The following is a 24,389-nucleotide window of genomic DNA, read 5'->3' as shown; positions in this document are numbered from 1 at the left end:
GAAAGTGAGCTACTTGTCGGCTGCGTTCGTTTCGGGTGCCTTGTCCGCACCGGCCTTGCGCTTGCCGTAGCGCTTCTCGAAGCGGGCCACGCGGCCGCCGCTGTCGAGGATCTTCTGCTTACCGGTGTAGAACGGGTGGCACTGCGAGCAGACCTCGACGTGGATCTGTCCGCTCGTCTTTGTGCTGCGCGTGGTGAACGTGTTGCCGCAGCCGCAGTGCACTGTGGTCTCGACGTAGTCAGGGTGAATGCCCGTTTTCATGGCTTCCTCTTCGATCGTGGCCCCGGGTCGCCCTCCACGTGCGTGGACGAATCGGCGTGAACCGGAACCGAGGGTCGGCGGTCCATTATGCCAGCTCGGGCCGCCAGTCGCCTAAACGCGTGGACAGCGGTGGCTATTCCGCTTCGCGCCTCGTCGACGGGTCAGAGCAGTCCGCCGCCACCGAGCAGGCCGCCACGGGCGTCGCCGCCCGTCGGGGGCGTCTGGTTGGGGAACGGCGGACGGGTCTCGGGGGCGACGCTGATCGGTGCCCGCGTGGCCGGCGGCGGGGGCACCTCCGCTTCGGGTTCGTCGGCGACGGTGGTCGGGACGGTCGTCGGCGCGGCCGGTGGCGCGGACCGCACGACCGGTGGCGTGGCGTCGCCGGCCGGTGTGGTGGCGGGCGGCGGGAGAGGCTCGGACGTCGTCGCGGGCGCCGGTGGTGAGGTGGTAGCCGTCGCCGCCGGGGATGTGGCGGTCGCCGGGATGGGTCGCACGGGCGCGTCCCGGCGCGGGGCGGGGTCGGAACGCAACAACAGCAGGAGGCCGACCGTGACGGCCACCGCCACCGCGACCAGGAGCCCGGCCCACACCTTTGTTTGCCTGCTCGCAGCCGGTTTGCGATGCGCCCCGCGGGACCGCGATGAGCGACCGCCGTTGACGGCGGGGGGTTTCTCGGCGCTCTCCTGCGGTTCCGTAAGCACCTCGAACTGGCGAGTGCCTCCCTTTGCCCGCATCCGCCGATCCTACCCAGCGCTATCCGGCGTGCGGATGGAATTTGCTGCCGTCCCGCCGCCAGAGCCGTCGTCCGTCGGGCCCGACACCGCGGGCGATCAGCTCACGCTTGAGAATCTTGTTGGTCGCGGTGCTGGGCAGGTCGTCGGCGACCCACAGATAGCGCGGCCATGCCTTCGGCGACAGGTCGCGCTGGGCGGCCAGGAACTCCTCGAACGCCTCGGGGGTGAGCTCGGCGCCGTCCTGCAGTACGACGGCGGCCATCACCTGGTCACCGACCAGTTCGTCGGGTACCGGATAGACCGCGACGCGGTTGATCGCGGGCAGCCGCAGCAGGATCCGTTCGATCGGCGCGGTCGCGAGGTTCTCGCCGTCCACCCGCATCCAGTCGGCGGTGCGTCCAGCCAGATAGATGAAGCCGTCGGCGTCGCGGTAGGCCAGATCGCCCGACCAGTACATCCCGTGCCGCATGCGTTCGTCGGTGGCGCCGCTGTCGTTGTAGTAGCCGCGGAACAGGCCGCTGCCGTCGGTGTTGACCAGCTCACCCACGGCGACGTCGGCATTCCTCAGCGCGCCGTTCTCGTCGAACTCGGCGACCGGGCACTCGGTGACCGTTTCGCTGTTGTAGATAGCCACACCCGGAAAGCCTTGTCCGATAGAGCCTTTCGGGGTATCGGGAGTGCGGGTGATGATCACCGCGTTCTCCGTCGAGCCGAAGCCGTCGTCAACGGTCACGTCGAAGCGGCGGCCGAACTCCTCGATGTCACGGTCGGTCGCCTCGTTGCCGAAGGCGACCCGCAGGGGGTTGTCGCGGTCGTCGGGCTGCTCGGGAGTCGCCAGCACGTATGCCAGGGGCTTGCCGACGTAGTTCATGTAGGTGGCGCCGTAGCGGCGGATGTCGGCCAAAAAGCCCGACGCCGAGAACCTCGCGGGCACCATCGCCGCGCCGGCCACCAGCGCCGGAGCCCAGCCGCCCACCACGGCGTTGGAGTGGAACAACGGCATCGACAGATAACAGGTGTCGTGCTGGGTCAACCCGAACTTCTCGACCAACCTGCTACCCGCGAACAGCACCATCATATTGGCGACCTGAACCGCCTTGGGGTCGCCGCTGGTCCCCGAGGTGAAGATCATCATGAACGTGTCGTCGAGGCCGACCTCGCGGTGCGGCACCAGTTCCGGTGCGCCGGCGAGCAGTTCGGCCCACTCGGCGCCCGAGGTGTCGAGCACGGTGACGCCGGGCAGGTCGAGCCCGTCGAGCAGTGGCCGGTGTTCGGCATCGGTGATCAGGAAGTGGCAGTCGACCTTGAGGATATCTCGCGCCAGGGCGTCGCCGCGGCGGGTGGTGTTGATGCCGCACACCACGTAGCCGCCGAGGCCGGCCGCGGCGAGCGCGGTGAGCATGTCGGGGGTGTTACCGAGCAGGACGCCGACGTGCAGCGGACGGTCCGGATCGGCAGCGGCGACCAGGGCGGCGGCCTGGGCCTGCGCCTGGGCGATGTACTCGCGGTACGTCCAGATGCGGTCGCCGTACTTCAGCGCGACGGCGTCGTGCCCGGCGCGGTCGCGAAGCAGCTGCTGGAGTGTGTCCGCCATGGCTCACCTCTCGAGAGTGAACAGATTCGGAAATGTGTCTACCATGACACAATGCTCCGATCGGCCCGCTTGGGGCCGAGAGTAGACGAGGAGCCCGCCGGGTGACGAGCATTACGGCTACCAAGAACGTCCGCGATCGACTGATCGATGCGGCGGAAGTCTGTCTGCGCGCCAAGGGGATCCGGTCGACAACGGTGTCGGAGGTGGCCGAGGCCGCCGGGGTCTCCCGCGGCTGGCTCTACCGCCACTTCCCCGACAAGGTGTCGCTACTGGGTGCGGCGATCGTGCGCCTCAACGACGCGTACTGGTCGGAGGCACACGCGATGCTCGAGGCCGTCGACGGCCTGGACCGCCAACTGGCCGCGGGCATCCTGCACGGCCGCACCGCCTACGACGATCCCGGTGCACTGCTGATGAAACTGCGACTCGAAGAACCCGATGAGTTCGCCGCCTGCGCGGGCGCGGGTGTCCAGGGTCTGGTGCCCGATCTCGCCGAGTTCTGGTCGCGGTATCTGGTCGCGGCGCGCGAGAGCGGTGAGATCCACCCCGGCACCGACATCGCCGAGGCATCGGAATGGCTTGCCCGCGTTCTACTTTCGCTCGCAACGGTACCCGGCGACACCCTCGACCCCGGCGACGCCGACGCGTTACTGAGGCACCTGCGCCGCTACGTCATGCCCGGGTTGCGCGCCGACCCGGCGCACGCGGTGCCCTAACGACCGCTGAGCGACTCCACGCGCGCCGAAATCGCGGTGGGACGGCCGGCGAGCAGCAACAGGATGTCGCGGATCGGTGCCGTGACGACACGTCCGGCGCCGACGCGGAAGTCGGCGTCCGTCGCGACAAGTTCGATACCGGACAGTCGGCGCTGCGGGCGGAACGGAAACCGCATGGTCCACAGTCGGTGCGCTGCCGCGGCGGCGGCATCGACGGGCATGGGCAGGTCGATGCCGAGAGGCACGGCGATGTCCTGGCCGTGCACCAGGACGTCCATCAGTGGATCGCACTCCGTCGTGCCGGGCGGGCGCTTGCGCGAGCCACGCATGGCGCGCAGTGCGTCGGCGATCTGCGCCGGTGAGCGGGAGTCCTCGACGGCGACCCGATGGATCATCGCGTTGAACCGAAACCCCGAGCGCACCGCCTCGAAGATCATGCGCGGCCTGTTCATGTGCGAATGCGTGAGGTGTGCCGCCACGTCGCGCACGGTCCACCCGTCGCACAGCGACGGCGTCGACCAGCGTGCCGCGTCGATGCCGTCGAACATGTCGGCGAGAATCCCGCGCTGCTCGTCGATGTGCCGCCAGACGGTGTCGGAGTCCATCGCTCCCCCTTCGGCCTTTTAGTCAGCTTTCCTGACTAAAAATAGTCAGGGAGACGTACTAAAGTCAAGGGGTGACCGAGACGCCCAACACCGCGACGCTGATGTTCATCGGACACCGTGCGGTGGAGACCCGCGTGATGGAGGCACTGGCGACCGCCGGGGCCGGCGACGTCACGCTGGCGCAGTCACGACTCCTGCAGCGCCTTGATCCGCGGGGCATGCGATTGACCGACCTCGCCGAGCAGGCGCGGGTCGCCAAGCAGACCGCGGGTGCGCTGATCGACCAACTGGAACGGGCCGGGTACGTCGTGCGCACGCCCGATCCGTCCGATGCCCGCGCGCGCCTTGTCACGTTGAGCGACAAAGGGTTGGCGCTGTGCCGCACCGCGGGCGAGGAGGTCGCCAACGTCGAGCGCGAGTGGCGCGACTTCCTCGGCGAGCGCAGGTTCGCCGAGATGCGCGACGCCTTGGCGGCGCTGCGCGAGATCACCGACCCCTACCGCTGACGCGGTGGACTCAGTCGCCGTCCGCCGAGCCCGGGGCGGTCTTGGAAACCTGGACCAGGAACTCGTAGTTGGTCTTGGTCTTGCGCAGCTGGCTCATGAGCAGGTCGATCGCCTGATGCGGGTCCAGCCCGGACAGCACCCGACGCAGCTTGTGCACGACCGCGAACTCGTCCGTCGAGAGCAGCAGCTCGTCCTTGCGGGTGCCGGACGGGTTGACGTCGACGGCCGGGAACACCCGCCGCTCGGCAATCTTGCGGTCGAGCTTGAGTTCGGCGTTACCGGTGCCCTTGAACTCCTCGAAGATCACCGTGTCACCGGTCGAGCCGGTCTCCACCATCGCGGTGGCGATGATGGTCAGCGACCCGCCCTCTTCGATGTTGCGGGCCGCGCCGAGGAAGCGCTTCGGCGGGTACAGCGCGGTCGAGTCCACACCACCGGACAGAATGCGGCCCGAAGCGGGCGACGCGTTGTTGTAAGCACGGCCCAGTCGGGTGATCGAGTCGAGCAGGACGACGACGTCCTTGCCCTGCTCGACGAGGCGCTTGGCGCGCTCGATCGCAAGCTCCGCGGCCTGTGTGTGGTCTGACGGCGGACGGTCGAAGGTCGAGGCGATGACCTCACCCTTGACCGAGCGCTGCATGTCGGTGACCTCTTCCGGCCGCTCGTCGACGAGCACGACCATGAGGTGGCATTCGGGATTGTTGCGGGTGATCGCGTTGGCGATGTCCTGCATGATCGTGGTCTTACCAGCCTTGGGCGGCGACACGATCAGGGCGCGCTGGCCCTTGCCGATCGGCATGATCAGGTCGATCACGCGGGTGGTGAGCTTCTCGCTGGAGGTTTCCAGGCGCAGGCGCTCGTTCGGGTACAGCGGGGTGAGCTTGCCGAACTCCGGGCGCTTCTTGGCGTCCTCGACCGAACCACCGTTGACGGAGTCCAGCCGCACCAGCGGGTTGAACTTCTGCCGCGGATTTTTGTCGCCGCCGTCTCCATCTCGGGGCACCCGCACGGCGCCGGTCACCGCGTCGCCGCGGCGCAGGCCGTTCTTGCGCACCATGTTCATCGACACGTACACGTCGTTGGGCCCGGCCAGGTAGCCGGAGGTGCGCACGAACGCGTAGTTGTCGAGCACGTCGAGGATGCCCGCAACGGGCTGGACGACGTCGTCCTCACGCAGCTCGGTGTCGCCGCCGCCCTCGCCGCCGCCGCGCTCGCGGCGCCTGCGGTCACGGAACCGGCGGCCGCGGCGGCCGCCGCGGCCCTCGCCGTCGTCATCGCCGGCGTTATCGGCGTTGCCACCGCGATTCTGCTGTTCGCCGCGCTGGTCGCCGCGGTTCTGCTGGTCGCCACGCTGGCGGTCGCCGCGCTGGTCGCCCTGCTGACGCTCGGCCTGCTGCCGATCGCCGCCGGACTTGGCGTCCGACTTGGTGTCCTGCTGGCCGTCGGCCTCGGACTTGGTGGTCTGGGCGGCGTCCTCGCCGGCGGTGTCGGGGCCGCCAGGGGCACCCGTGCCGCGGGATGAGGTGCGACGCTCACGCCGCTGCCGCGGCTGCTTCTCCGCCTCTGCGCTCGAAGCGTTCTCGTTGCCGGCTTCGGCCGGGGCGTCGGTGGCCGTCTCAGTGGCCGGGCTTTCGGTCGCGGGCGTCTCGGTCGCGGCGGCCGGCGCCTGCTCGCGGCCACGGCCGTCGGACTCGTTGCGACGCTCGCGGATCGCGGCGACCAGTTCGCTCTTGCGCATGCCGGACGCGCCCTCGACGCCGATCTCCTTGGCCAGGGCGCGCAGTTCCGGCAGCACCATGGCGGACAACGAGGCGGTGCGGTCGCCCGACGCGACGTCGGCGGTCGGCGCGGTCTCCGCGGTGGGTGTGCTCGCCGCAGCGGTGGCGTCCGCTGCGGGTGAGATGTCTGAACTCACGGTTTCCGGCAGCGCGCCGTTGTCGCTGCTGCCACCAGCCGTGAAGAGGTCCGTATCAGTCACGGATTTCCTTTCTTTCCCTCGCTGATCGAGTCATGCGGGGGTTCGGTGCGCTCAGCTGACTCGCTGAACGCGTGGGTCCCACCATTGCCTCTGCAACGGTGATCGCCGGGATTCGCCGGTATGCGGCGAACCGTCAGTCCACGGGTAGACCTCGGGGAAAATGAGTGGTGTCCTAGTGTCGGCGCAGGCAGAGACGCTGCGATTGCTGGACGAGAGCGAGAATAGCCCGCTTTTTTCCGGGAAGCAAGAAAGACGTGTGTGTCGTGTGGCTCGTGTGAACGTCGCCTCGCGTCACTGTCAACTCCGTGCGACCACGCCCGATGTCCAGCGGACCCCGTCACCGACAGCCATCTTGTTGACGGCGTACCCGGCGGCGGCGGCGTACTCGAGGGCTTCTGCCGGCAGTTGTGGCCGCGTGGTCAGGGCCAATACGGCCGGACCCGCCCCGGACAGCACCGCCGCAATGTCACAACGCCGCAGTACCCGCAGTAATTCCGCCGAGGCCGGCATCGCGGCCGCCCGCTGCGGCTGATGTAGCACGTCCTCGGTGGCCGACATCAGCAGATCGGGCCGCTCGGTGAGCGCCACCACCAGCAGCGCCGCCCTGCTCACGTTGAACCGGGCGTCGCTGTGGCTGACCTTCTCCGGCAGCAGCACCCTGGTCTCCGCCGTCGACGAGCGGGCCTCGGGGATCGCCGAGAACAGATGGATGTCGGGGTGGATGCGCAGCGGCGCGGCGCAGTAGCGCGCAGAGGGGCCGTCGGACTCCGTCCACGACACCACGCCGCCGCCGAGCACCGCCGCCGAGGCGTTGTCGGGATGCCCCTCGAACTCCGACGACAACTGGATGAGGTCCTGCTCGGACAGCGCAGTCGAACCAGCCTGCGCGACAAGACCGTTGACTGCCGCCAAACCGCCGACGACCGCCGCAGCCGAGGACCCCAGCCCGCGCGAGTGCGGAATATCGTTGCGGCACCGCACGATCATGCCCGGCGCCGTGATACCGGCCGCCTGTAGGCCACGCTCGATGGCGCGCACCACGAGGTGCGAGGCGTCGAGCGGCACCTGACCCGCGCCTTCGCCCTCGACCTCGACGGTTAGTCCGGATTCCGTTGTCTCGATGACGATCTCGTCGTACAGGCTCAAAGCCAGACCGAGGCTGTCGAATCCAGGACCGAGGTTGGCACTGGACGCCGCGACGACGGATGTCGCCGTCAGCCCGGCGGGCAGTGTCTGCGCCACGTGTGCTTCTCCCCGCGCCCGCTAGACCAGGCCCAGCTTGTCGACCACTGCGACGGGGTCGACGGGCACCGGGATGACCGCAGGCATTCCCTTCAGCGCCGTGTCCGGGTCTTTGAGTCCGTTGCCGGTGACGGTGCACACCACGGTCGACCCCTTGGTCACCCAACCGTCCTCGATCGACTTGAGCAGGCCCGCGATGCTGGCCGCCGAGGCCGGTTCGACGAACACGCCCTCGGTGCGTGCGACGAGGTGGTAAGCCGCCAGGATCTCCTCGTCGGTCGCGGCGAGGAATCGGCCGTTTGACTGCTGCTGCGCCTCGACGGCCGTCGTCCACGACGCGGGCGAGCCGATCCGGATCGCGGTCGCGATGGTCTCGGGTTCGCGGACGGGTTCGCCCAGCACCAGCGGCGCGGCCCCGGCCGCCTGGGTGCCCAGCATGCGGGGCAGGCGGTCCGCCAGCCCGTCGCGGTGGTATTCGGTGTAGCCCTTCCAGTAGGCGGTGATGTTGCCCGCGTTGCCCACCGGAAGGGAGTGCACGTCGGGCGCGGCGCCCAGCGCGTCGACGATCTCGAACGCCGCCGTCTTCTGTCCTTCGATGCGGAACGGGTTGACGGAGTTGACCAGGGAGATGGTCGGGAAGTCGGCGGTGAGCTTGCGCGCGAGTTCCAGGCAGTCGTCGAAGTTGCCGTCGACCTGAATGATCTTGGCGCCGTGCATGACCGCCTGCGCCAGCTTGCCCATGGCGATCTTGCCCTGTGGCACCAGCACCGCGCAGGTGATGCCCGCGCGCGCAGCGTAGGCCGCCGCCGACGCCGAGGTGTTGCCGGTGGAGGCGCAGAGCACCGCCTGCTGGCCGTGCGCCACCGCCTCGGTGACGGCCATCGTCATGCCGCGGTCCTTGAACGACCCCGTCGGGTTGAGCCCCTCGACCTTCAGATGCACTGCGCAGCCGGTGTATTCACTCAACCGGGGCGCGGGCAGCAGCGGAGTGCCGCCCTCCCGCAACGTGATCGGCGTCCAGCCGTCCTCGATCGGCAGGCGGTCTCGGTAGGCGGCGATCAGCCCGGGCCACGGCTGGTGCACGGCCTGCGACGTCGGGCTCATTCGTCCGTTCCTTCCATGCGGAGCACGCTGTTGATGCTCTGCACGACCTCGAGGTCGGCCAGCGCCGCCACCGTCTCCGACAGCGCCGCGTCGGTGGCCTGGTGGGTGACCACCACGATGCGCGCACCGCACCGCTGACCACCCTCGTCGACCATGCCCTCCTGGCGCACCTCGGCGATGCTGACCTCGCGCTTGCCGAACTCGGCTGCGACAGCGGACAACACACCGGGGCGGTCGGCGACGTTCATGTTGACGTAGTAGCGGGTGGCGATGTTGCCGATCGGGGCGATCGGCAGCTTGGCGTACTTGGACTCGCGCGGCCCGCGACCACCCTGGACGCGGTTGCGCGCGGCCATCACCAAGTCACCCATCACCGCCGACGCCGTCGGCGCACCGCCGGCGCCCTGGCCGTAGAACATCAACCGGCCCGCGGCCTCGGCCTCGACCACCACGGCGTTGAACGCCCCGTTGACCGCCGCCAGCGGATGGCTCAACGGCACCAAGGCCGGGTAGACCCGCGCCGAAACACGCTCCTGGCCATCGCCGTTGGTGATCCGTTCGCAGATGGCCAGCAGCTTGATGGTGCATCCGAGCGCACGCGCCGACACGAAGTCGGCCGCGGTGACCTTCGTGATGCCCTCGCGGTAGACGTCGTCGGCGGTCACCCGGGTGTGGAACGCGATGGACGCCAGGATTGCGGCCTTCGCCGCGGCGTCGTACCCCTCGACGTCGGCGGTCGGATCCGCCTCGGCGTATCCCAGGGCACTCGCATCGGCCAGCGCGCTGGCGTAGTCGGCGCCGGTGCTGTCCATCTCGGAGAGGATGTAGTTGGTGGTGCCGTTGACGATGCCCGCGACGCGCAGCACGGTGTCACCGGCCAGCGACTGGGTCAGCGGTCGGATGACAGGGATGGCGCCGGCCACTGCGGCTTCGAAATACAGGTCCACATGGGCGCTTTCGGCCGCCTGGGCCAACTCGCCGGTGGACACCGCCATCAGCGCCTTATTGGCGGTGATGACGGACTTGCGCTGTTCGAGAGCCGACAGGATGGCCTTGCGCGCGGGTTCGACCGGACCCATCAACTCGACGACGACGTCCACGTCGTCGCGCGAGACGAGTTCCTCGATGTTGTCGGTGAGCATCTCGACCGGGACGCCGCGGTCGTCGGCCACCCGCCGCACGCCCACGCCACGCAGCACCAACGGCGCGCCGATCCGGGCGGCCAGGTCCTCGGCGCTCTCGTTGATGATGCGCACCACTTGGCTGCCGACGTTGCCCAGTCCGAGAACGGCTACGCCGACGGGCTTCTCCGGGTCAGTCATCGCTACCTCACTTCCAGACTCAGTAGATCGTCGACCGTCTCCCGGCGCAGGATCAGGCGGGCCTGCCCGTCGCGCACGGCCACCACGGCGGGACGGCCGATCAGGTTGTAGCGGCTCGACATCGAATAGCAGTAGGCGCCGGTCGCCGCGACGCCCAACAGGTCACCGGGCTCGATGTCATCGGGCACCCAGGCATCGCGAACGACGATATCACCGCTCTCACAGTGCTTTCCGACGATACGACCCAGCGTCGGCTCGGCGTCGGTGACCCGCGAGAGCAGCCGGACGTCGTACTCCGCACCGTAGAGCGCAGTCCGGATGTTGTCACTCATGCCGCCGTCCACGCTGACGTAGCGGCGGTACCGGTCGGCCGCGACGGCCACATCCTTGACCGTGCCGACCCGATACAGCGTGATCGTGCCCGGTCCGGCGATGGCGCGGCCCGGCTCGACGACCAGTCGGGGCGCGGGCAGCCCGACGGCCGCGGATTCGTCGCGCACGATCGCAGTCAGCTTCGCGGCGAGTTCGGCGACGGGTGGTGGATCGTCGGCAGGCAGATACGAAATACCCAGTCCGCCGCCCAGGTCGACGATCGACATCTGGGCCGTCTTCTCGACACCGAACTCGGCGACCACGTCGCGCAGCAGTCCGATGACACGATGCGCGCCGATCTCGAAGCCGGCCACGTCGAAGATCTGCGAGCCGATGTGGCTGTGCAGGCCCACCAGGCGCAGGTGGTCGGTCTCGAACACCCTCCGCACCGCATCCATCGCGGCGCCGCCGGCCAGCGACAGGCCGAACTTCTGATCCTCGTGCGCGGTGGAGATGAACTCGTGGGTGTGGGCCTCGACCCCGACGGTCACGCGGATCAGCACATCCTGCACCACTCCGGCCGCACCGGCGATCGCGTCGAGCCGGTCGATCTCGGTCATCGAGTCGACCACGACGTGCTCGATGCCGGCCTTGACCGCGGCGGTCAACTCGTCGATCGATTTGTTGTTGCCGTGCAGGGCGATTCGTTCGGCCGAAAAACCGCCGTGCAGGGCGACGGCCATCTCGCCGCCGCTGGCGACGTCGAGAGACAGGCCCTCCTCGTGGATCCAGCGCGCCACCTCGGTGCACATGAACGCCTTGGCGGCGTAGCGCACGTTCTCGCCGCCGCCGAACGCCGCGGCGATTTCGCGGCAGCGCGCGCGGAAGTCGTCCTCGTCGACGACGAAGGTCGGCGTGCCGAAATCGGCCGCGATGTCGGTGACCGGCACTCCCCCGACCGACACGACGCCGTCGGCGTCGCGAACCGTGCTGCGCGGCCAGACATTCGGCGCGAGCAGCAGCACCTCGGCGGGTGACTGTGGCCGCGGCGGGGCGCCGCCGTGGTGGACTTCTTCGGCATGCCGGGGACCGGCGGGATGGGCGATCACATGCGCTCCGGGGCGGTGACACCGAGGATGCCCAGACCGTTGGCGATCACCTGGCGGGTGGCCTGGCACAACGCCAGCCGCGCACCGTGCAGTTCGCCGGGCGCCTCGTCCCCCTGCGGCAGCACCCGGCAGGAGTCGTAGAAGCGGTGGTAGTCGCCCGCCAGCTCCTCCAGGTAGCGTGACACCCGGTGCGGCTCCCGCAGGGCCGCAGCGGTTTTCAGCACGCGCGGGAACTCGCCGATGTTACGGATCAGCGTGCCCTCTTTGTCGTGGGTGAGCAGCTGCAGGTTCGCGGTGTCGGGGACGACGCCGAGGTCGGCGGCGTTGCGGGCCAGCGCCGAGAGGCGCGCGTGCGCGTATTGCACGTAGTACACCGGGTTCTCGTTCGACGCCGACGACCACAACTCCAGGTCGATGTCGATCGGGCTGTCGACCGACGAGCGGATCAGCGAGTACCGGGCGGCGTCGACGCCGATCGCCTCGACGAGGTCGTCGAGGGTGATGACGGTGCCGGCACGCTTGCTCATCCGGACCGGCTGCCCGTCGCGCACGAGGTTCACCATCTGGCCGATGAGCACCTCGACGGTGGCCGGGTCCTCGCCCAGCGCCGAGGCGACGGCCTTGAGCCGCGCGATGTAGCCGTGGTGGTCGGCGCCGAGCATGTAGATGCACAGGTCGAAACCGCGCTCACGCTTGTCCAGGTAGTAGGCGATGTCCGCGGCGACGTAGGCGGGCGCACCGTCGCTCTTGATGACGACGCGGTCCTTGTCGTCGCCGAAATCGGTGGTGCGCAACCAGACTGCGCCGTCGGACTCGTAGATGCTGCCGGCCTCGCGCAGCTTGGCGATGGCATGCTCGACCCGCCCGGAGCTGTGCATCGAGTCTTCGTGGGTGTAGACGTCGAAGTCGGTGCCGAAGTCGTGCAGCGAGGACTTGATGTGGGCGAACATGAGGTCGACGCCGATCGCGCGGAACGTCTCGCGCATCTCGCCGTCGGGCAGTCCCAGCGCGTCGGGATCCTTGGCGAGCACCTGCACTGCGATGTCGGCGATGTAGTCGCCCGCGTAGCCGTCCTCGGGGGTGGGGTCGCCCTTGGCTGCGGCGATCAGGGAGTTGGTGAATCGGTCGATCTGCGCGCCGTGGTCGTTGAAGTAGTACTCGCGTACCACCCGCGCGCCCTGCGTGCTCAACAAGCGGCCGAGCGCATCGCCGACCGCGGCCCAGCGGGTGCCCCCGATGTGGATGGGCCCGGTCGGATTCGCGGAGACGAACTCGAGGTTGATGTGCTGACCGGCGAGCACGTCGGAATGCCCGTAGTCCGGTCCGGCGGTCAGGACGTCGGTGACGATGACGTTCTGCGCCGACGCCTCGATCCGCAGGTTGACGAAACCCGGTCCGGCCACGTCGGCGGCGGCGATGCCGACCTTGTCGACCAGGGCGGCGGCCAGCCACCCGGCCAGCTCGCGCGGGTTGGCGCCGACCTTCTTACCGACCTGAAGCGCCAGGTTGGTGGCGTAGTCACCGTGATCGGGGTTGCGTGGACGCTCGACCGTGACGGTCGCCGGCAGTGCAGACGCGTCGAGACCATGCTCGGCCAGCACCGCGGCTGCGGTGGTCTTGAGCAGGTCGGCCAGATCGGCGGGGGTCACGAGGGTCCATCCTATGGTCTTCGCACCCCGGCCCCCGAATCCATAACCGCTGCCTGACATGCGTTAGGCTGTGCAGGCCCAACGGCGCAGAATCTTCTTTTGCGCCCCCGTAGCTCAGGGGATAGAGCGTCTGCCTCCGGAGCAGAAGGCCGCAGGTTCGAATCCTGCCGGGGGCACCATCTGACCAGCGCAGATATGTTTCCGCGCAAGATACGCGCAATAGGGGACATTTTGGTGTGGCTCTAAACCGAAATGGAGTCACCACGGCCGCAACCACGGCACCCGTTCCCTGGCCGCGCGCAACCGAGGTCACCGAATGGACGGACCACTTCCCGGAGCGGTTCCGATGCTTCGCCGGTCCCATCCGCGCAATCCCCGAGGTCCGCGATTCCTATGACCGCCCGGCCACCGTCTCAGTCGACGGCACGCAACTCTTCGACGGCGCCGTCGAGCACCGCAGTATCCGAAGAACCGGGATCGGGTGGGAAGACATGCTCAACAGCGACGTGACGCGCAAGCTGGCTACCGCGCTCGCCGAGGCAGCGGACGACCTCGACCGGCTGGACGGGCCGCGATGAGACGGCCCACGGTCGAAGAGTTGGTTGGCCTGGCGCACTCCCGTCCACCGTCGAGGTCGATGACCTATTCGATCAGTTGACCGTTGGGCGCCTGAGCGCAAGGAAGCCATCGAGCGAGCGCCGGTCGTTCTCAGATTGGCGCGCTCACGCAAGCGGAAGCGGTCACAGGCTCCCGCTGATTCTGGTTGCCTCCGGGCCGCCATCCGACCGCTTTAGGTTCAAACCCAACGAGAGCCCCCCGCCAAGGGACATCACCTGGCGGGGGGCTAGTCGTTCTGCGCGCGGTTAGGCGCGCGGGTTGTTCGTGATGGTGCCGCCTCCACGATTGGCCGGGTAGTCGGCATCCTTGCGCCGCTTCAGGCCGACCAAGCCAAGCAGACCCAGCAGCCCTGCCAGACCCCACAGGCCGGTCTTGTCGCCGTCGTCTTCTTGCTCGGCTTGCTGGGCGACAACAGTGGTCGTCGTGGCCGGTGCCGGGGCAGTCAGTTCGGTGGCATTCGCAATGCCAGCGCCGCCGAAGAGAAGGGCTAGCGTCGTCGCGCCGATCGCAACGGTTTTCTGCATGTTGTGCTCCTTTGTCGTTGTTTCGGAGCTAGTGACTCTGAGCCTTGCGCTCACCCCTAGCTCGCGACCACCTAGTTGCCAACCTGTACTCAGCTAAACCAAATCCTTGCCTTTGCGACTCCGGTAGCGCGGAAAGGCGCAGCTCAGCGGAACATGTGACAGTTCGCACACAGTTCCCTCGTCGACTTCGTGGTTGTGAACCGCCCCGGTGAGTCCGGAGACTTTCTGATTTGAGAGCTCAACCGGCGGCTGGCCTCGTCGATTGAGCGTAGTAGGCGGTCTCGAGCTGGGCCGGTGGCACGTCTCCGCAGTACTGGTAGAGGCGGCGGTGGTTGAACCAGTCGACCCAGCGGGCGGTAGCGATCTCGACGTCCTCGTGGTGCGCCAGGGCTTGCCAGGCTTGATCAGCTCGGTCTTGTACAGGCCGTTGATCGTCTCGGCCAACGCGTTGTCATACGAACTACCCACCGCGCCGACCGAAGGCTGAAGACCGGCTTCGGCGAGCCGCTCGCTGAACCGGATGGACGTGTACTGAGATCCTCTATCCGTATGGTGGACAACCTCTCGGAGGCTCAGCACACCTTCCTGCTGACGGGTCCAGATCGCTTGGTCGATCGCATCGAGGACCATCGAGGTCGCCATGGTCGAGGCCACTCGCCAGCCCAGAATCCGTCGAGCGTAGGCATCGGTGACAAACGCCGCGTAGGCGAACCCCGACCACGTCGACACGTAGGTCAGGTCGGCCACCCATAGCCGGTTGGGTGCCGGCGGCCCGAACCGCCGCTGCACCAGATCGGCCGGACGCGACGCTGCAGGATCGACCACAGTCGTCTTGCGAACCCCGCCTCGAGTGGCGCCGCTCAGCCCGAGTTCGGTCATCAGCCGCTCGATGGTGCATCGGGCCACCGTGATGCCCTCACGGTTGAGCGCCAGCCACACCTTGCGGGCACCGTAGACGCCGTAGTTAGCGCCGTGGACCCGGTTGATGTGCTCTTTGAGAGCATCGTCGCGTAGCTGGCGACGGCTGGGTTCACGATTGACCTGGTCATAGTAGGTCGATGGGGCGATCGGCACGCCCAGCTTGGTGAGCTGGGCACAGATCGACTCGACACCCCAGCGCAGACCATCCGGTCCATCACGGTGGTCTTGATGGTCAGCGATGAACCGGGTGATTAGTGGTGTGGCCGGTCGAGCTCGGCCGCGAAGAAAGCCGACGCCGTCTTCAAAATGGCGTTCGCCCTCCGCAATTCGGCGACTTCGCGCCGCAGCTTCTTCAACTCGGCCGATTCCTGGGTCGTGGTTCCGAGCCGGGCACCGGCATCGACCTGGGCCTGGCGCACCCACTTGCGGACGGTCTCGGCCGTGCCAACCCCCAGCAGCCGGGCGACCTCACCCATCGCCGCCCACTCCGACTCATGCTGGTCGCTGATCTCGGCGACCATCCGCACCGCCCGCTCCCGCAACTCCGGCGGATACCTCCTCGACGAACCACCTGACATGACCCCATCCTTCCCACGAAGTGGAGTCTCCGGACATGCCGGGGCGGTTCAACCCCGTAAGATTTCGAGCGGGGTTGGTGTGTCAGAGCAGAACCCCTTCGGCCCGCCGCCGTTTCTCCTGGTGGCGGGCCGAACCTCGTAAGTCGTTGGCTGAATCAATCGAATACCCGTGATCGGGTCGACATCCTGACTTCGACTCAGGAAAGACTTTGCGAGGCCGTATAGACGAGTGGCGTCTCGGGTTCGCGTCGCCGACGACGACTGTCGCGGCGGCTCTGAAGACTGTGGCGCACGGGACGCACGGCGAAGACCTCCGGGAGATCACTGACCCCCAGGGGGCTCGGTCGTTGGGACGGGTAGTCGTTTAGGTGCGTGAGTTCGTAATCGTCCCACCGCCGCGATTCGCCGGGTAGTCGGCACGCTTTGCGCCCCTTCAAGCCCAGCAGCCCGAGCAGGCCGGCGAGGCCCAAAGGCCGTTGTCACCGCTGTCGTCCTGTTCGACTTCCTGGCCGACGGTGGTCGTCGTGGCCGGCACGGGCGCGGTCAGTTCCGTGGCGTTGTCCACCCCGGCGCCCCCGAGCATCAGGGCCGAGCGCGCTCACTGATATTCCCCACTGACGCTCATCGAAATTCTCCGCCCGTGTGGCTCCGCCGAGAAGGGCGGGACTCTCTCGAAGCTGCTGGTGTCTGACGCCAGTTGCTCCATCGAAGGAGTCGGGTAGGACCGCCGCATTGCGGCGGCGGTCCCCCTCAGAACCGTGCTTGCGACTTTGACCGCACACGGCTCAATGAATCGCCCTGGTTCTGCCGGAGGCTCGATCTATTGGATTCCGACCATGGGCTGATCGATCCGTTGAGCATCGTAGAAGGTGGCCTCGAATCGGTCGGCGGAACGTCGTGCAGGTAGTTGTGCAGGCGCGCGGTGTTGTGCCAGTACACCCAGCTCAAGGTGGCCAACTCGACGTCCTCGACGGTCTTCCACAGCCCGTTGCCGGCCGGCCCGTAGATCAGCTCGGACTTGTAGTAGCCGTTGACCGTCTCCGCCAAGGCGTTGTCGAAGCTGTCGCCGACGGATCCGATCGAGGGCAGTGCGCCGATCTCGGCGAGGCGTTCACCGTAGCGCACCGAGGTGAACTGTGCGCCCGCATCCGAATGACATGTCAGTCCCGGCAACGTGTTTCCGCGCGACCAGCGGGCCATCTCCAGTGCGTCAAGGAGCATCGTGGTGCGCATGTTCGACGCCACCCGCCACCCGACGATCATCCGGGAGAACGCATCGACGATGAAACAGACGTAGGCCACCCCGGCCCAGGTCGGCACATAAGTCAGGTCGGTGACCCACAACTGGTTGGGTGCCGACGCGCTGAACCGGCGATTGACCAGATCGGGATGCCGCGCCGCCGCCGGATCAGCTTTGGTGTTCTTGACCTGTTTGCCGCGCCGAACTCCCTTTATCCCGAGGCTGCGCATCAGGCGGGAGACCTGGTCACGGCCGACGTCGTGCCCGGCCCGACGTGCGGCTTTCCACAGCTTGCGGACCCGGTAGACGCGGTAGTTGTCCTCCCAGATCTTCCGCAGCTGCGGCCCCAGCTCGGCGTCGCGACGGGCCCGCGCCGAGGGCGGACGCGTCTTAGTGTCGTAGTAGGTGCTCGGGGCCACCGACACCCCTGCGCTGCGCAGGACGGTGCAGATGGGCTCGACCCCGAACTCGTCGCGTTAAGTGTCGATGACGTCGACTATTTCTTGTGTTGGCGGTCGAGCTCCGCCCCGAAGAAACTGGCCGCTCGTTTCAGTATTCCGTTGGCGCGCTTGAGTTCTCGGTTCGCCTGCTCGAGCTCCTTAAGCCGCCGCGATTCGGCGGTCGTCACCCGGGAGTCACGCCTTCGTCGATGTCGGCCTGGCGTACCCAAGTGCGTACCGACTCCACGCCGTAGCCGAGCTGGCGGGCCACCCGCGGCACGGTGCCCTGCGTGGTGCCCAGCTCGGCGCGCAGGGCCCGCACCATCCGCACCGCAGCGGCCTTCTCCTCGGGGCTATAGCGACGTGTCGTGGGCTTCCCGGCAGACTGTTCCTTCGGCATACCTGCATCCTCGTTTCCAAGGTCAGGAGCCTCCAACATTTCCACGGCGGTTCAGTCCGTGAGGGCCCATTGGCCCTTCCGACGCTTGGAGACTTCACTCGTGCCAGACGCGTGATCGCGTGAGAGCTGAGGGCGGGAACAGTGTTCCCACGGCGCAAGCGGGCCAGCCGCGCATCGCCCGCCTTCAATGTGCTCCCGGTGCTCCCGCGCCCGGATCGCCGCGCTGGCTATCCTGATGGCCGGCTACCTCATCAGGAAGGACCCACTCGGCCAGCCTTCTACTGGTTGCTGATTTGAATCGTGCCCGCGCCCACCCGCTCAATTCGGCGGCATCATACGAGCAAACATCTCATCGATGGCGTCGGATGCCCCGAAGCCACTGTCCGCAAATCGCGGACATCTCAACCCGGGTCACGAGACGGCAGTCGACGAGGGCCGACCGTCGGTTGTCGGCATGGTCAGCCGCGAGTGAAGGCCCTCACCGTGATGCACAGTGTGCGTCACGGCGGTGAAGCGCTCGGCGTCCCAGGGTGATTCAGCCGTGCCGGTGTTGCGGCTGAATCGAGGATGTGCGCCGCCGGCGATGACCAGACGGATCCTTGATCCAATACGGAAGCGGTGCGCAACCGAGTCCAATTCGATGCGCACGGGAGCCGCGGCGGCGGATGCCGTCAGCCGCCGGAAACCGTCGGTGACGTTTCGCGACTTACCGCGCGAGTTCACCTCGCTGACGCGTACGAAGACATCGGCGTGCGGGTTGTCCGCGGAATGTATGAGGTCGACGGTCGGACTACCCATTAGATAGACGTCCGCGGGAAGCGGCTCAGTGATGAAGCTCAAGACGTCGTCACGGCGAGCGAGATCGGTGTCGTCCTGATACCCGCCTGCGGACGACAGGAACGGGCCGCCGGGCGCCGGCGTCGGCGAGCCCGGGTCAAAGCGAAACTTCGACGCCGCACCCGAGTATCCGGACTCGAAACTAACGAGGCTTCCGCCACAACCCAGGTACCAATACTGATCCTCCGTCTGCGGTGGCCAGTGAGGCAGTTCGACCCAGGTGTCGTTGGTGATCGATGCGCGGACCGGGCTGCGCACAGAGGTGCCTGCGCGCCCTGCGACGTGTCGATCAAGCCAATTCAGGGTCTCCAGCGAGACATCCCCGATGGCGGTCGTCAGCATCGAGAGGTGGCTCCATGACCCCACGGTCAAGGCCACGTTTACGCCCCGCTCGCGTAGCCGTGTGTACTGGTCGAGCGTCTGGGTCAGGAATGCGTCTTGCCATCCCGTGATCAGGAGCACTGGGACAGTGATCTTTTCCAGGGCTCCGTCGAATCGCGTCGGCGTCCAGTACGGATCAGCCTTATCGCGGTGCTCGATCCATTCGCGGTACCAGGGAGCGCTGTCGCCCAGCAGCTTTCGGGCGGCATCGCCCAGCGGGAATTCCGACAGTGCGCTGTCCAGCGCGTCGTTGGTGCGACTCACTGCCAATAGCTTCTGCCAGCGGCCGACTTTTTCCTGGTAAGCAACCTGGTGCGACCACCCCAGGGTGTCCGCGAGCGCGAATGCACCGGTGTCCCAAGAAATTCGACTCGCGTCATGGGGTCCGACAATCGCAATCACGGCCGTCACGTCGGGCGGCGGGTCATCCATTAGTGCCCAACCCGCCATGGCGCCGTACGACACTCCCAGCATCGCGAAACCGCCCGTGTACCACGGCTGTCCGCGCAACCAGGCGGCAGTGTCTAGACCGTCGTCCTTCTCGTAGGTCATCGGCGAGAGCGTGCCGCCCGAACCAAAGGTGCCGCGCACACTTTGCACCACGATGTGATAGCCGCGTGAGGCATACAACTGCCCAAAAAGCAGCGACGAGAGCATGCCCCGGCCGTAGGGGCTCCGCATCAAGATTGTCCCGGCTGGCCGGTCGGTGTCTGGCGCGTAGTGGTCGGCGAGCAGTTCCACGCCATCGCGCATCGGCACCCTGAGACCCCGACGGACGGTGTATTCGGTTCTAACCGGGGGCAACCTCAGCAGCCGACTCAGCGCGACATCGCCGAGCCGCTGTAGGCGCGAAACTCTTCCGGCATCGGTGTGCTGCCGCAATTCAGTCATGATCACCCTGCAACACGTCGCCGAGCAGCGGGCAGCCGATGCTCACGCCCGAGTGAATTACCGTTGCACAGCAATTGGATTCTCGGTACCGAACCGCCGTGTTGATCCCGCGACGCCTCCGCCATGACACCCCCTCCGTCAGCAGGTCCCGGCAAAGTTTACAAGCGCGCCGAGATCAGCATGCGAGAAAATGGCAAGTACAGACCCTAGGCCAAGTCGATCCGTGCCGTCGCGGGTCGGGCTAGGTCGACCATCGCCCTGCGATTCGACTCAGGGCACAGTCAGAGGCCTACCGTTCATGGTGAATCCCGACGTCGTGTAATTGCTCCGCGCGACGTTCGCCCACACCGCGGACGTCTCAGGCTGCTGGGTGATGGCGATGTCGCGGAGTACCACCTTGGTCGGAGGCCCAGCCCAGAACGCAGCCACGCCGATGTTGGCCACCGCAGACTTCGGCGTGTCGGTGATGGTCAAGCCTGACACCGTGACGTCAGAAACGTTCGCGAAGTAATTCTGGCTCAGGATCGTGACCGCGCCGGTGGGAACACCCCCGCCATTGTTGCCTTGAATGATCTTGCCGCCAGTGACCCGAACGCCGCTGGTCGCCGCGGTGAAGAACGGCCAACCTTGCGAACCGATGAAGATTCCGGACAGCGGCGTGCTGCTCACAGTCGGATTACTGATGGAGACGTTATGCGCCCCCACGACGACGACGCCGCGTTGCCCGGGCCTGCTGACAACCGGCGAGTTGATGACGATGTCGCTGCAGGGCGCCGCGGGCGGGTATCCCCAGAGGTAGGAGACGACAGCGATGGCGTCATCACCTGACCTGTCCACTGTGACGTTGTTGACTTGCCCGTTGCTGGAGCCGGCGGTTATCTGGACGCCGTCGGCTGCCGTATCGCGAACCGTGACGCGGTCGAGGCGGAAGTTGCTTCCGTTTGCAACATACACGCCCGCGGAAGCACCGCCAGTGATGTTCACGTCGCTGATAACGACTCCGGTGCCACCGAACACCAGCCGCGACTGATTCGGGCCGTCCTGCCGCATGGCGCCCACTTGACCCGTCAAGTTCAGGTTGTTCACCGTCACGTTGTTGGCGAGTATCTGCAGTGCAGCAAGGGTTGGGTTGTTGGCCTTCAACGTTGCCCCGTTGCCGTTTATTCGAACTCCCGACACCCTAACGGAAAGCACGTTGCTGTAGTCGTAGGTCGCTCCGGGGTCGAGCGTGAGCGTGTCTCCAGGCTTGAGCGCGTTTAACTTCGACTGCAGCGCAAGAGTACTGTCCGCAGCACTGGCGGGTGGGGCCGTGTCCCACATTAACGCGCCGACCAAGCTCCAAACAGCGGCCACTACCGCCACTGGCTTCCTCATCGGACTCCTCTTGACTGCGATATCCACGATGCCCGGCTCAAATATCCTGCGCTCTGTGAACGGGTGGGCGACAAGCCTGCGTTCGCCGATCGTCGAGTGAAATGCCGGTCGGTACGTGCTCCGCGGTGATCTTGATGGAAGACTTTCTATCATTCGCCGCAGTACGAATCACCCTGTCTTGATCATTTCGTTAGGCTTTGACAACCTTGCTGTGTTCTTCAAGCACCAAGCGAAATCATCAACGACACAACCTCTTACGAGGATGACAATTGCGGACACCGCTATGTCAGGCGACTTGCATATTGCTGACACCGATCACTCGGGCGGTTGCGTTGTCAAGAGACACGACCGTTCCGAGCGGACCAGTGATGCCGTTCGACGACCCGGTGAACACATCATTGATCCAGCTCGCCGTGATCTGTTGGACTGCGCCAGCGTTGTTAGCCGATGTTGTGCCGCAGAACATTTCGGCATACCAGCTAGTGGTCACGCCTTCGGCGTCGAGGTGGCCGCCGCCGTCCAACATGACGGCGACGAATTCACTCGGCGGTGAGCTCAGGATGCTATACGCATGTCTGCCAGCGTAATTGCAGGAGCATGGCGGCGCCGCAATCATGTAGACCGGCACCGTGTTAACGCCGCTCAGCTTGGCAAGCCCTTCCCGACCCTCACCGGTGTCGACGGTGTCGAACAGTATGACGGCCTTCAAATGATCGGTCCCGCCAGCGTCCGCGATGTATCCTGCGGCGCCCGAGACGACAGTGCCGCCGGCGGAATGGCCGGCCAGCACGTACTGGTCGGGCAATGTGACCGCGCGGTTCGCGGCGGTTGAAGCGCTCGCCGTCAATGCAGAGCGATCGCCGGCAAACATCAAGGCGACCGCCCGCTGTATGGCGCTACCCCAGATGTTGTAACGGTCGAAGTAATTGGAACTGAGGTTGGGTGTGACCACGATGCTATTGGTGCTGTCGGCGAGTTGTCGAGCCAGCGCCGACACATTGGCGCTCGAGCGGAAGAAGCCGTGCTGCAGGAAAATTAGACCCGTGGGGGGTTCATCTTTGTTGGGGAAGTACCAAGTGGCATTGACGCTATAGCCGTTCGCTCCCGGGATCTCAAGGGCAGACCGACCGGTTGTGATCGACGTGCCGGTGACAAGCGACATGGAACGCAAGGCTCGATCGCGACCGTCAGTGACGTACAACCGCGCACCGTCGGGGCTTAGAGCCAGAGAGTGCGTACCCCATTCTGCCCGCGTGTCTATGTCGACACTTCGGAGGACTGTGTTGCTTTCAACGTCGATCACCGACACTGTGTCGTTGCTGTTCGCAACGAAGGCCATTGTGCCGTCAGCACTGAGGACTATGGAAGTGGGACTGGGGCCGACCGAGATCGTCGCTGCCAGTCTCGGCTCTGATGACGCAGTGTCGATTACCGACACGGTGTTGGAATACCTGTTGGTGACGAAAAGCCGGTTGCCACCGACCGCGATGGAAGACGGCCCTGCACCAACGGTGACCGTAGCCGTAACAGTGGGGGTGGGCGTGGTGGTATCGATCACCGACACGGACCTCGCTCCGCTATTCGTGACGTAGAGCCATGTTCCGTCCGCGCTCAGCCCGGCCGCCCCCGGCCGGTAACCCACCCGCACCGTGGCGGTCACCTGGTCAACAGCGGTGTCGATCACCGACACCGTCCCGGCGAATGTGTTGACTACATAGACGCGTGATCCGAACGGGCTGACGACGACTCCCGTCGGACCCGCGCCGACCGCGATCGTCGCGATCACCGTCGGCGTGGGGGCCGCCGTGTCAATCACCGACACGGAGTTAGACCAAGTGTTCGTCACATAGAGCTTGGTTCCATCCACATTCGCGGCGGCTACGCCGGTGGGATGAGAACCGACGGGGATGGTGGCGAGCAGGATTGGGGTCGATGTCGCGATGTCGATCACCGACACGGAGTTCGAGCTTTGATTCGCGACATAGGCGCGGTCGCCCACGATCGCGACTCCGCCAGGGTTGTAACCGGTCTGCCCGGCCTCGCTTGACAGCTCCAGGTTCGCCGGTGACACCGGGACCCGCACTACCGTCGTTGTCGTTACCAGACCGTCGCTGACCGCCACCGTGAAGGAATCCAGATCCACACCCATCGTCTGCGCAGCAGCCAGCCGAGCTGCGCCTCCAGGCGTGTAATGGAACCTGCCGTCGGTTTCAACTGACACGGACCCGCCCTCCGACGGGCCCTGAATCAGCTCGTAGGTCAACGGCAATCCACTCGTGTTCAGCGACCCCGACACCTCACCGGTTACCGGGTCGGTTGTGCCGACACCCTCAAGCTCGGATGACGGTTGACCTCCGTCGATGGTAGAGAGAGGGTCGAGCGTCAGGCTGGTTGTCAGAGCCGCGTAGTTTGTCAGGGGTATCTCGCGCACCAGCGATTGCTGGCTTTCCCGACGCATCCAGCCCATCAGCAGAAGAAGGAGCGGGGATTCCACTGGGCCAGCAGGCACAACGCCGGCGAACGCGCCCACCCACGCCAGCAGGTGAGTGACTGCCGTCATTACGAGATTCAGCGGAGCCAGCACACCATAGAAATACGCGGGCGCCGTCTGAGGCTGACTCGGGCTCGGGTCGACGTCGGCTACGGACGTCACTGATGGCGGGCCAAGAGTGACGGTCGAGTCGGTGGTGCTCGCGGTTAGCGCCGCGTCCACGACGGTGGGCTCACCCGGCGGGGACGGAGGGGCGGGTTTGGGTTCGACCACGATGCCGATCGTGTTGTCGCTCGCCGGGATCTCAGGTCCGTCGCCTGACGACCACTGCAATGTCGAGTCTGAGGCCGGATCCCCGCTGGGCGGTTGTGCATCGGTCCGCAGGGAGTCGGTCGGTACGGCCGGCTGAGTCACCTCGTCATCGGACGGGATCGACGGATCGACATCGATGCTATCGCCGGTGTCGCCGTCCGTGTCGTCGGGTGGCGCTGAGTCGTCCGACGGCGCCACGGTCATCGGGTGCTCGTCGGGGGGCGGGTCTGGTGTCGACGGCGTTCCCGAC

17 protein-coding genes, 1 tRNA gene, 2 pseudogenes and 1 other annotated feature are annotated in these 24,389 nt (G+C 66.6%); of the genes and pseudogenes, 4 read left to right on the top strand and 16 right to left on the bottom strand.

The features are described 5' to 3' along the window. Window positions 1–9: 9 nt before the first annotated feature. From rpmE to fadD1, 3 genes are all read right to left on the bottom strand, one after another. The gene (gene rpmE, locus ABGB19_RS24185) at window positions 10–261 is read right to left on the bottom strand and encodes a 50S ribosomal protein L31 (protein ID WP_347688525.1); all 252 of its coding nucleotides are present in this window, start codon (window positions 259–261) and stop codon (window positions 10–12) included. Window positions 262–422: 161 nt separating this feature from the next. Then, window positions 423–995 (bottom strand): hypothetical protein, encoded by a 573-nt coding sequence (locus tag ABGB19_RS24180; protein ID WP_347688524.1) that lies wholly within the window; start codon window positions 993–995, stop codon window positions 423–425. A 19-nt stretch (window positions 996–1,014) separates the two neighbouring features. Next, a complete protein-coding gene (gene fadD1, locus ABGB19_RS24175; RefSeq protein WP_347688523.1) occupies window positions 1,015–2,589 on the bottom strand; it encodes a fatty-acid--CoA ligase FadD1 in 1,575 nt (524 codons plus the stop codon). A gap of 110 nt (window positions 2,590–2,699) precedes the next feature. On the opposite strand from fadD1, the gene ABGB19_RS24170 reads away from it, so the two are divergent. After that, the gene (locus ABGB19_RS24170) at window positions 2,700–3,305 is read left to right on the top strand and encodes a TetR/AcrR family transcriptional regulator (RefSeq protein ID WP_347688550.1); all 606 of its coding nucleotides are present in this window, start codon (window positions 2,700–2,702) and stop codon (window positions 3,303–3,305) included. Here the strand turns inward: ABGB19_RS24170 and ABGB19_RS24165 are convergent. Further along, window positions 3,302–3,910 carry a maleylpyruvate isomerase family mycothiol-dependent enzyme gene (locus tag ABGB19_RS24165; protein ID WP_347688522.1) on the bottom strand — a complete coding sequence of 203 codons (609 nt, stop codon included), beginning with the start codon at window positions 3,908–3,910 and terminating at the stop codon, window positions 3,302–3,304. The two genes, ABGB19_RS24170 and ABGB19_RS24165, sit on opposite strands and share 4 nt — an antisense overlap. Before the next feature lie 71 nt (window positions 3,911–3,981). On the opposite strand from ABGB19_RS24165, the gene ABGB19_RS24160 reads away from it, so the two are divergent. Then, window positions 3,982–4,416 (top strand): MarR family transcriptional regulator, encoded by a 435-nt coding sequence (locus tag ABGB19_RS24160; protein ID WP_347688521.1) that lies wholly within the window; start codon window positions 3,982–3,984, stop codon window positions 4,414–4,416. 10 nt (window positions 4,417–4,426) lie between these two features. Here the strand turns inward: ABGB19_RS24160 and rho are convergent, their stop codons facing one another. From rho to argS, 6 genes are all read right to left on the bottom strand, one after another. Next, window positions 4,427–6,394 (bottom strand): transcription termination factor Rho, encoded by a 1,968-nt coding sequence (rho, locus tag ABGB19_RS24155; protein WP_347688520.1) that lies wholly within the window; start codon window positions 6,392–6,394, stop codon window positions 4,427–4,429. A 297-nt stretch (window positions 6,395–6,691) separates the two neighbouring features. Then, the gene (thrB, locus tag ABGB19_RS24150; protein WP_347688519.1) at window positions 6,692–7,636 is read right to left on the bottom strand and encodes a homoserine kinase; all 945 of its coding nucleotides are present in this window, start codon (window positions 7,634–7,636) and stop codon (window positions 6,692–6,694) included. A 21-nt stretch (window positions 7,637–7,657) separates the two neighbouring features. Next, window positions 7,658–8,740 carry a threonine synthase gene (thrC, locus tag ABGB19_RS24145; protein ID WP_347688518.1) on the bottom strand — a complete coding sequence of 361 codons (1,083 nt, stop codon included), beginning with the start codon at window positions 8,738–8,740 and terminating at the stop codon, window positions 7,658–7,660. Further along, window positions 8,737–10,062 carry a homoserine dehydrogenase gene (locus tag ABGB19_RS24140; protein ID WP_347688517.1) on the bottom strand — a complete coding sequence of 442 codons (1,326 nt, stop codon included), beginning with the start codon at window positions 10,060–10,062 and terminating at the stop codon, window positions 8,737–8,739. The genes thrC and ABGB19_RS24140 overlap by 4 nt, the downstream gene beginning before the upstream one ends. Before the next feature lie 2 nt (window positions 10,063–10,064). After that, window positions 10,065–11,399, bottom strand: a complete 1,335-nt coding sequence (lysA, locus tag ABGB19_RS24135; RefSeq protein WP_347688549.1) for a diaminopimelate decarboxylase — start codon at window positions 11,397–11,399, stop codon at window positions 10,065–10,067. An 80-nt stretch (window positions 11,400–11,479) separates the two neighbouring features. Continuing rightward, a complete protein-coding gene (argS, locus tag ABGB19_RS24130; RefSeq protein WP_347688516.1) occupies window positions 11,480–13,132 on the bottom strand; it encodes an arginine--tRNA ligase in 1,653 nt (550 codons plus the stop codon). Between the two features lie 103 nt (window positions 13,133–13,235). On the opposite strand from argS, the gene ABGB19_RS24125 reads away from it, so the two are divergent. Beyond that, a tRNA-Arg gene (locus tag ABGB19_RS24125) sits at window positions 13,236–13,311 on the top strand. Between the two features lie 57 nt (window positions 13,312–13,368). Then, window positions 13,369–13,710: a hypothetical protein gene (locus tag ABGB19_RS24120; protein ID WP_347688515.1), complete on the top strand. Its 342-nt coding sequence runs from the start codon at window positions 13,369–13,371 to the stop codon at window positions 13,708–13,710. A gap of 285 nt (window positions 13,711–13,995) precedes the next feature. Here the strand turns inward: ABGB19_RS24120 and ABGB19_RS24115 are convergent, their stop codons facing one another. The 6 genes and pseudogenes from ABGB19_RS24115 to ABGB19_RS24090 all read right to left on the bottom strand — a co-directional run bounded on the left by ABGB19_RS24115 (window position 13,996) and on the right by ABGB19_RS24090 (window position 24,343). After that, the gene (locus ABGB19_RS24115) at window positions 13,996–14,274 is read right to left on the bottom strand and encodes a WGxxGxxG family protein (RefSeq protein WP_347688514.1); all 279 of its coding nucleotides are present in this window, start codon (window positions 14,272–14,274) and stop codon (window positions 13,996–13,998) included. 238 nt (window positions 14,275–14,512) lie between these two features. Further along, a pseudogene (locus tag ABGB19_RS24110) lies at window positions 14,513–15,773 on the bottom strand (IS3 family transposase). Between the two features lie 820 nt (window positions 15,774–16,593). Next, a pseudogene (locus ABGB19_RS24105) lies at window positions 16,594–17,853 on the bottom strand (IS3 family transposase). After that, window positions 17,424–17,555, bottom strand: a sequence feature (AL1L pseudoknot). Its footprint overlaps the pseudogene before it by 132 nt. Before the next feature lie 411 nt (window positions 17,854–18,264). After that, window positions 18,265–19,962, bottom strand: a complete 1,698-nt coding sequence (locus ABGB19_RS24100) for a CocE/NonD family hydrolase (protein WP_347688513.1) — start codon at window positions 19,960–19,962, stop codon at window positions 18,265–18,267. A gap of 270 nt (window positions 19,963–20,232) precedes the next feature. Beyond that, window positions 20,233–21,336, bottom strand: coding sequence for a right-handed parallel beta-helix repeat-containing protein (locus tag ABGB19_RS24095; RefSeq protein ID WP_347688512.1), 1,104 nt, complete (start codon window positions 21,334–21,336; stop codon window positions 20,233–20,235). Window positions 21,337–21,622: 286 nt separating this feature from the next. After that, window positions 21,623–24,343 (bottom strand): YncE family protein, encoded by a 2,721-nt coding sequence (locus tag ABGB19_RS24090; protein WP_347688511.1) that lies wholly within the window; start codon window positions 24,341–24,343, stop codon window positions 21,623–21,625. Between the last annotated feature and the right edge of the window lie 46 nt (window positions 24,344–24,389).

Origin of the sequence: Mycobacterium sp. B14F4 (assembly GCF_039871645.1) — a bacterium.
In the GTDB taxonomy this organism is placed as follows: domain Bacteria; phylum Actinomycetota; class Actinomycetes; order Mycobacteriales; family Mycobacteriaceae; genus Mycobacterium.
This window is presented reverse-complemented; position numbering and strand designations above follow the sequence as displayed.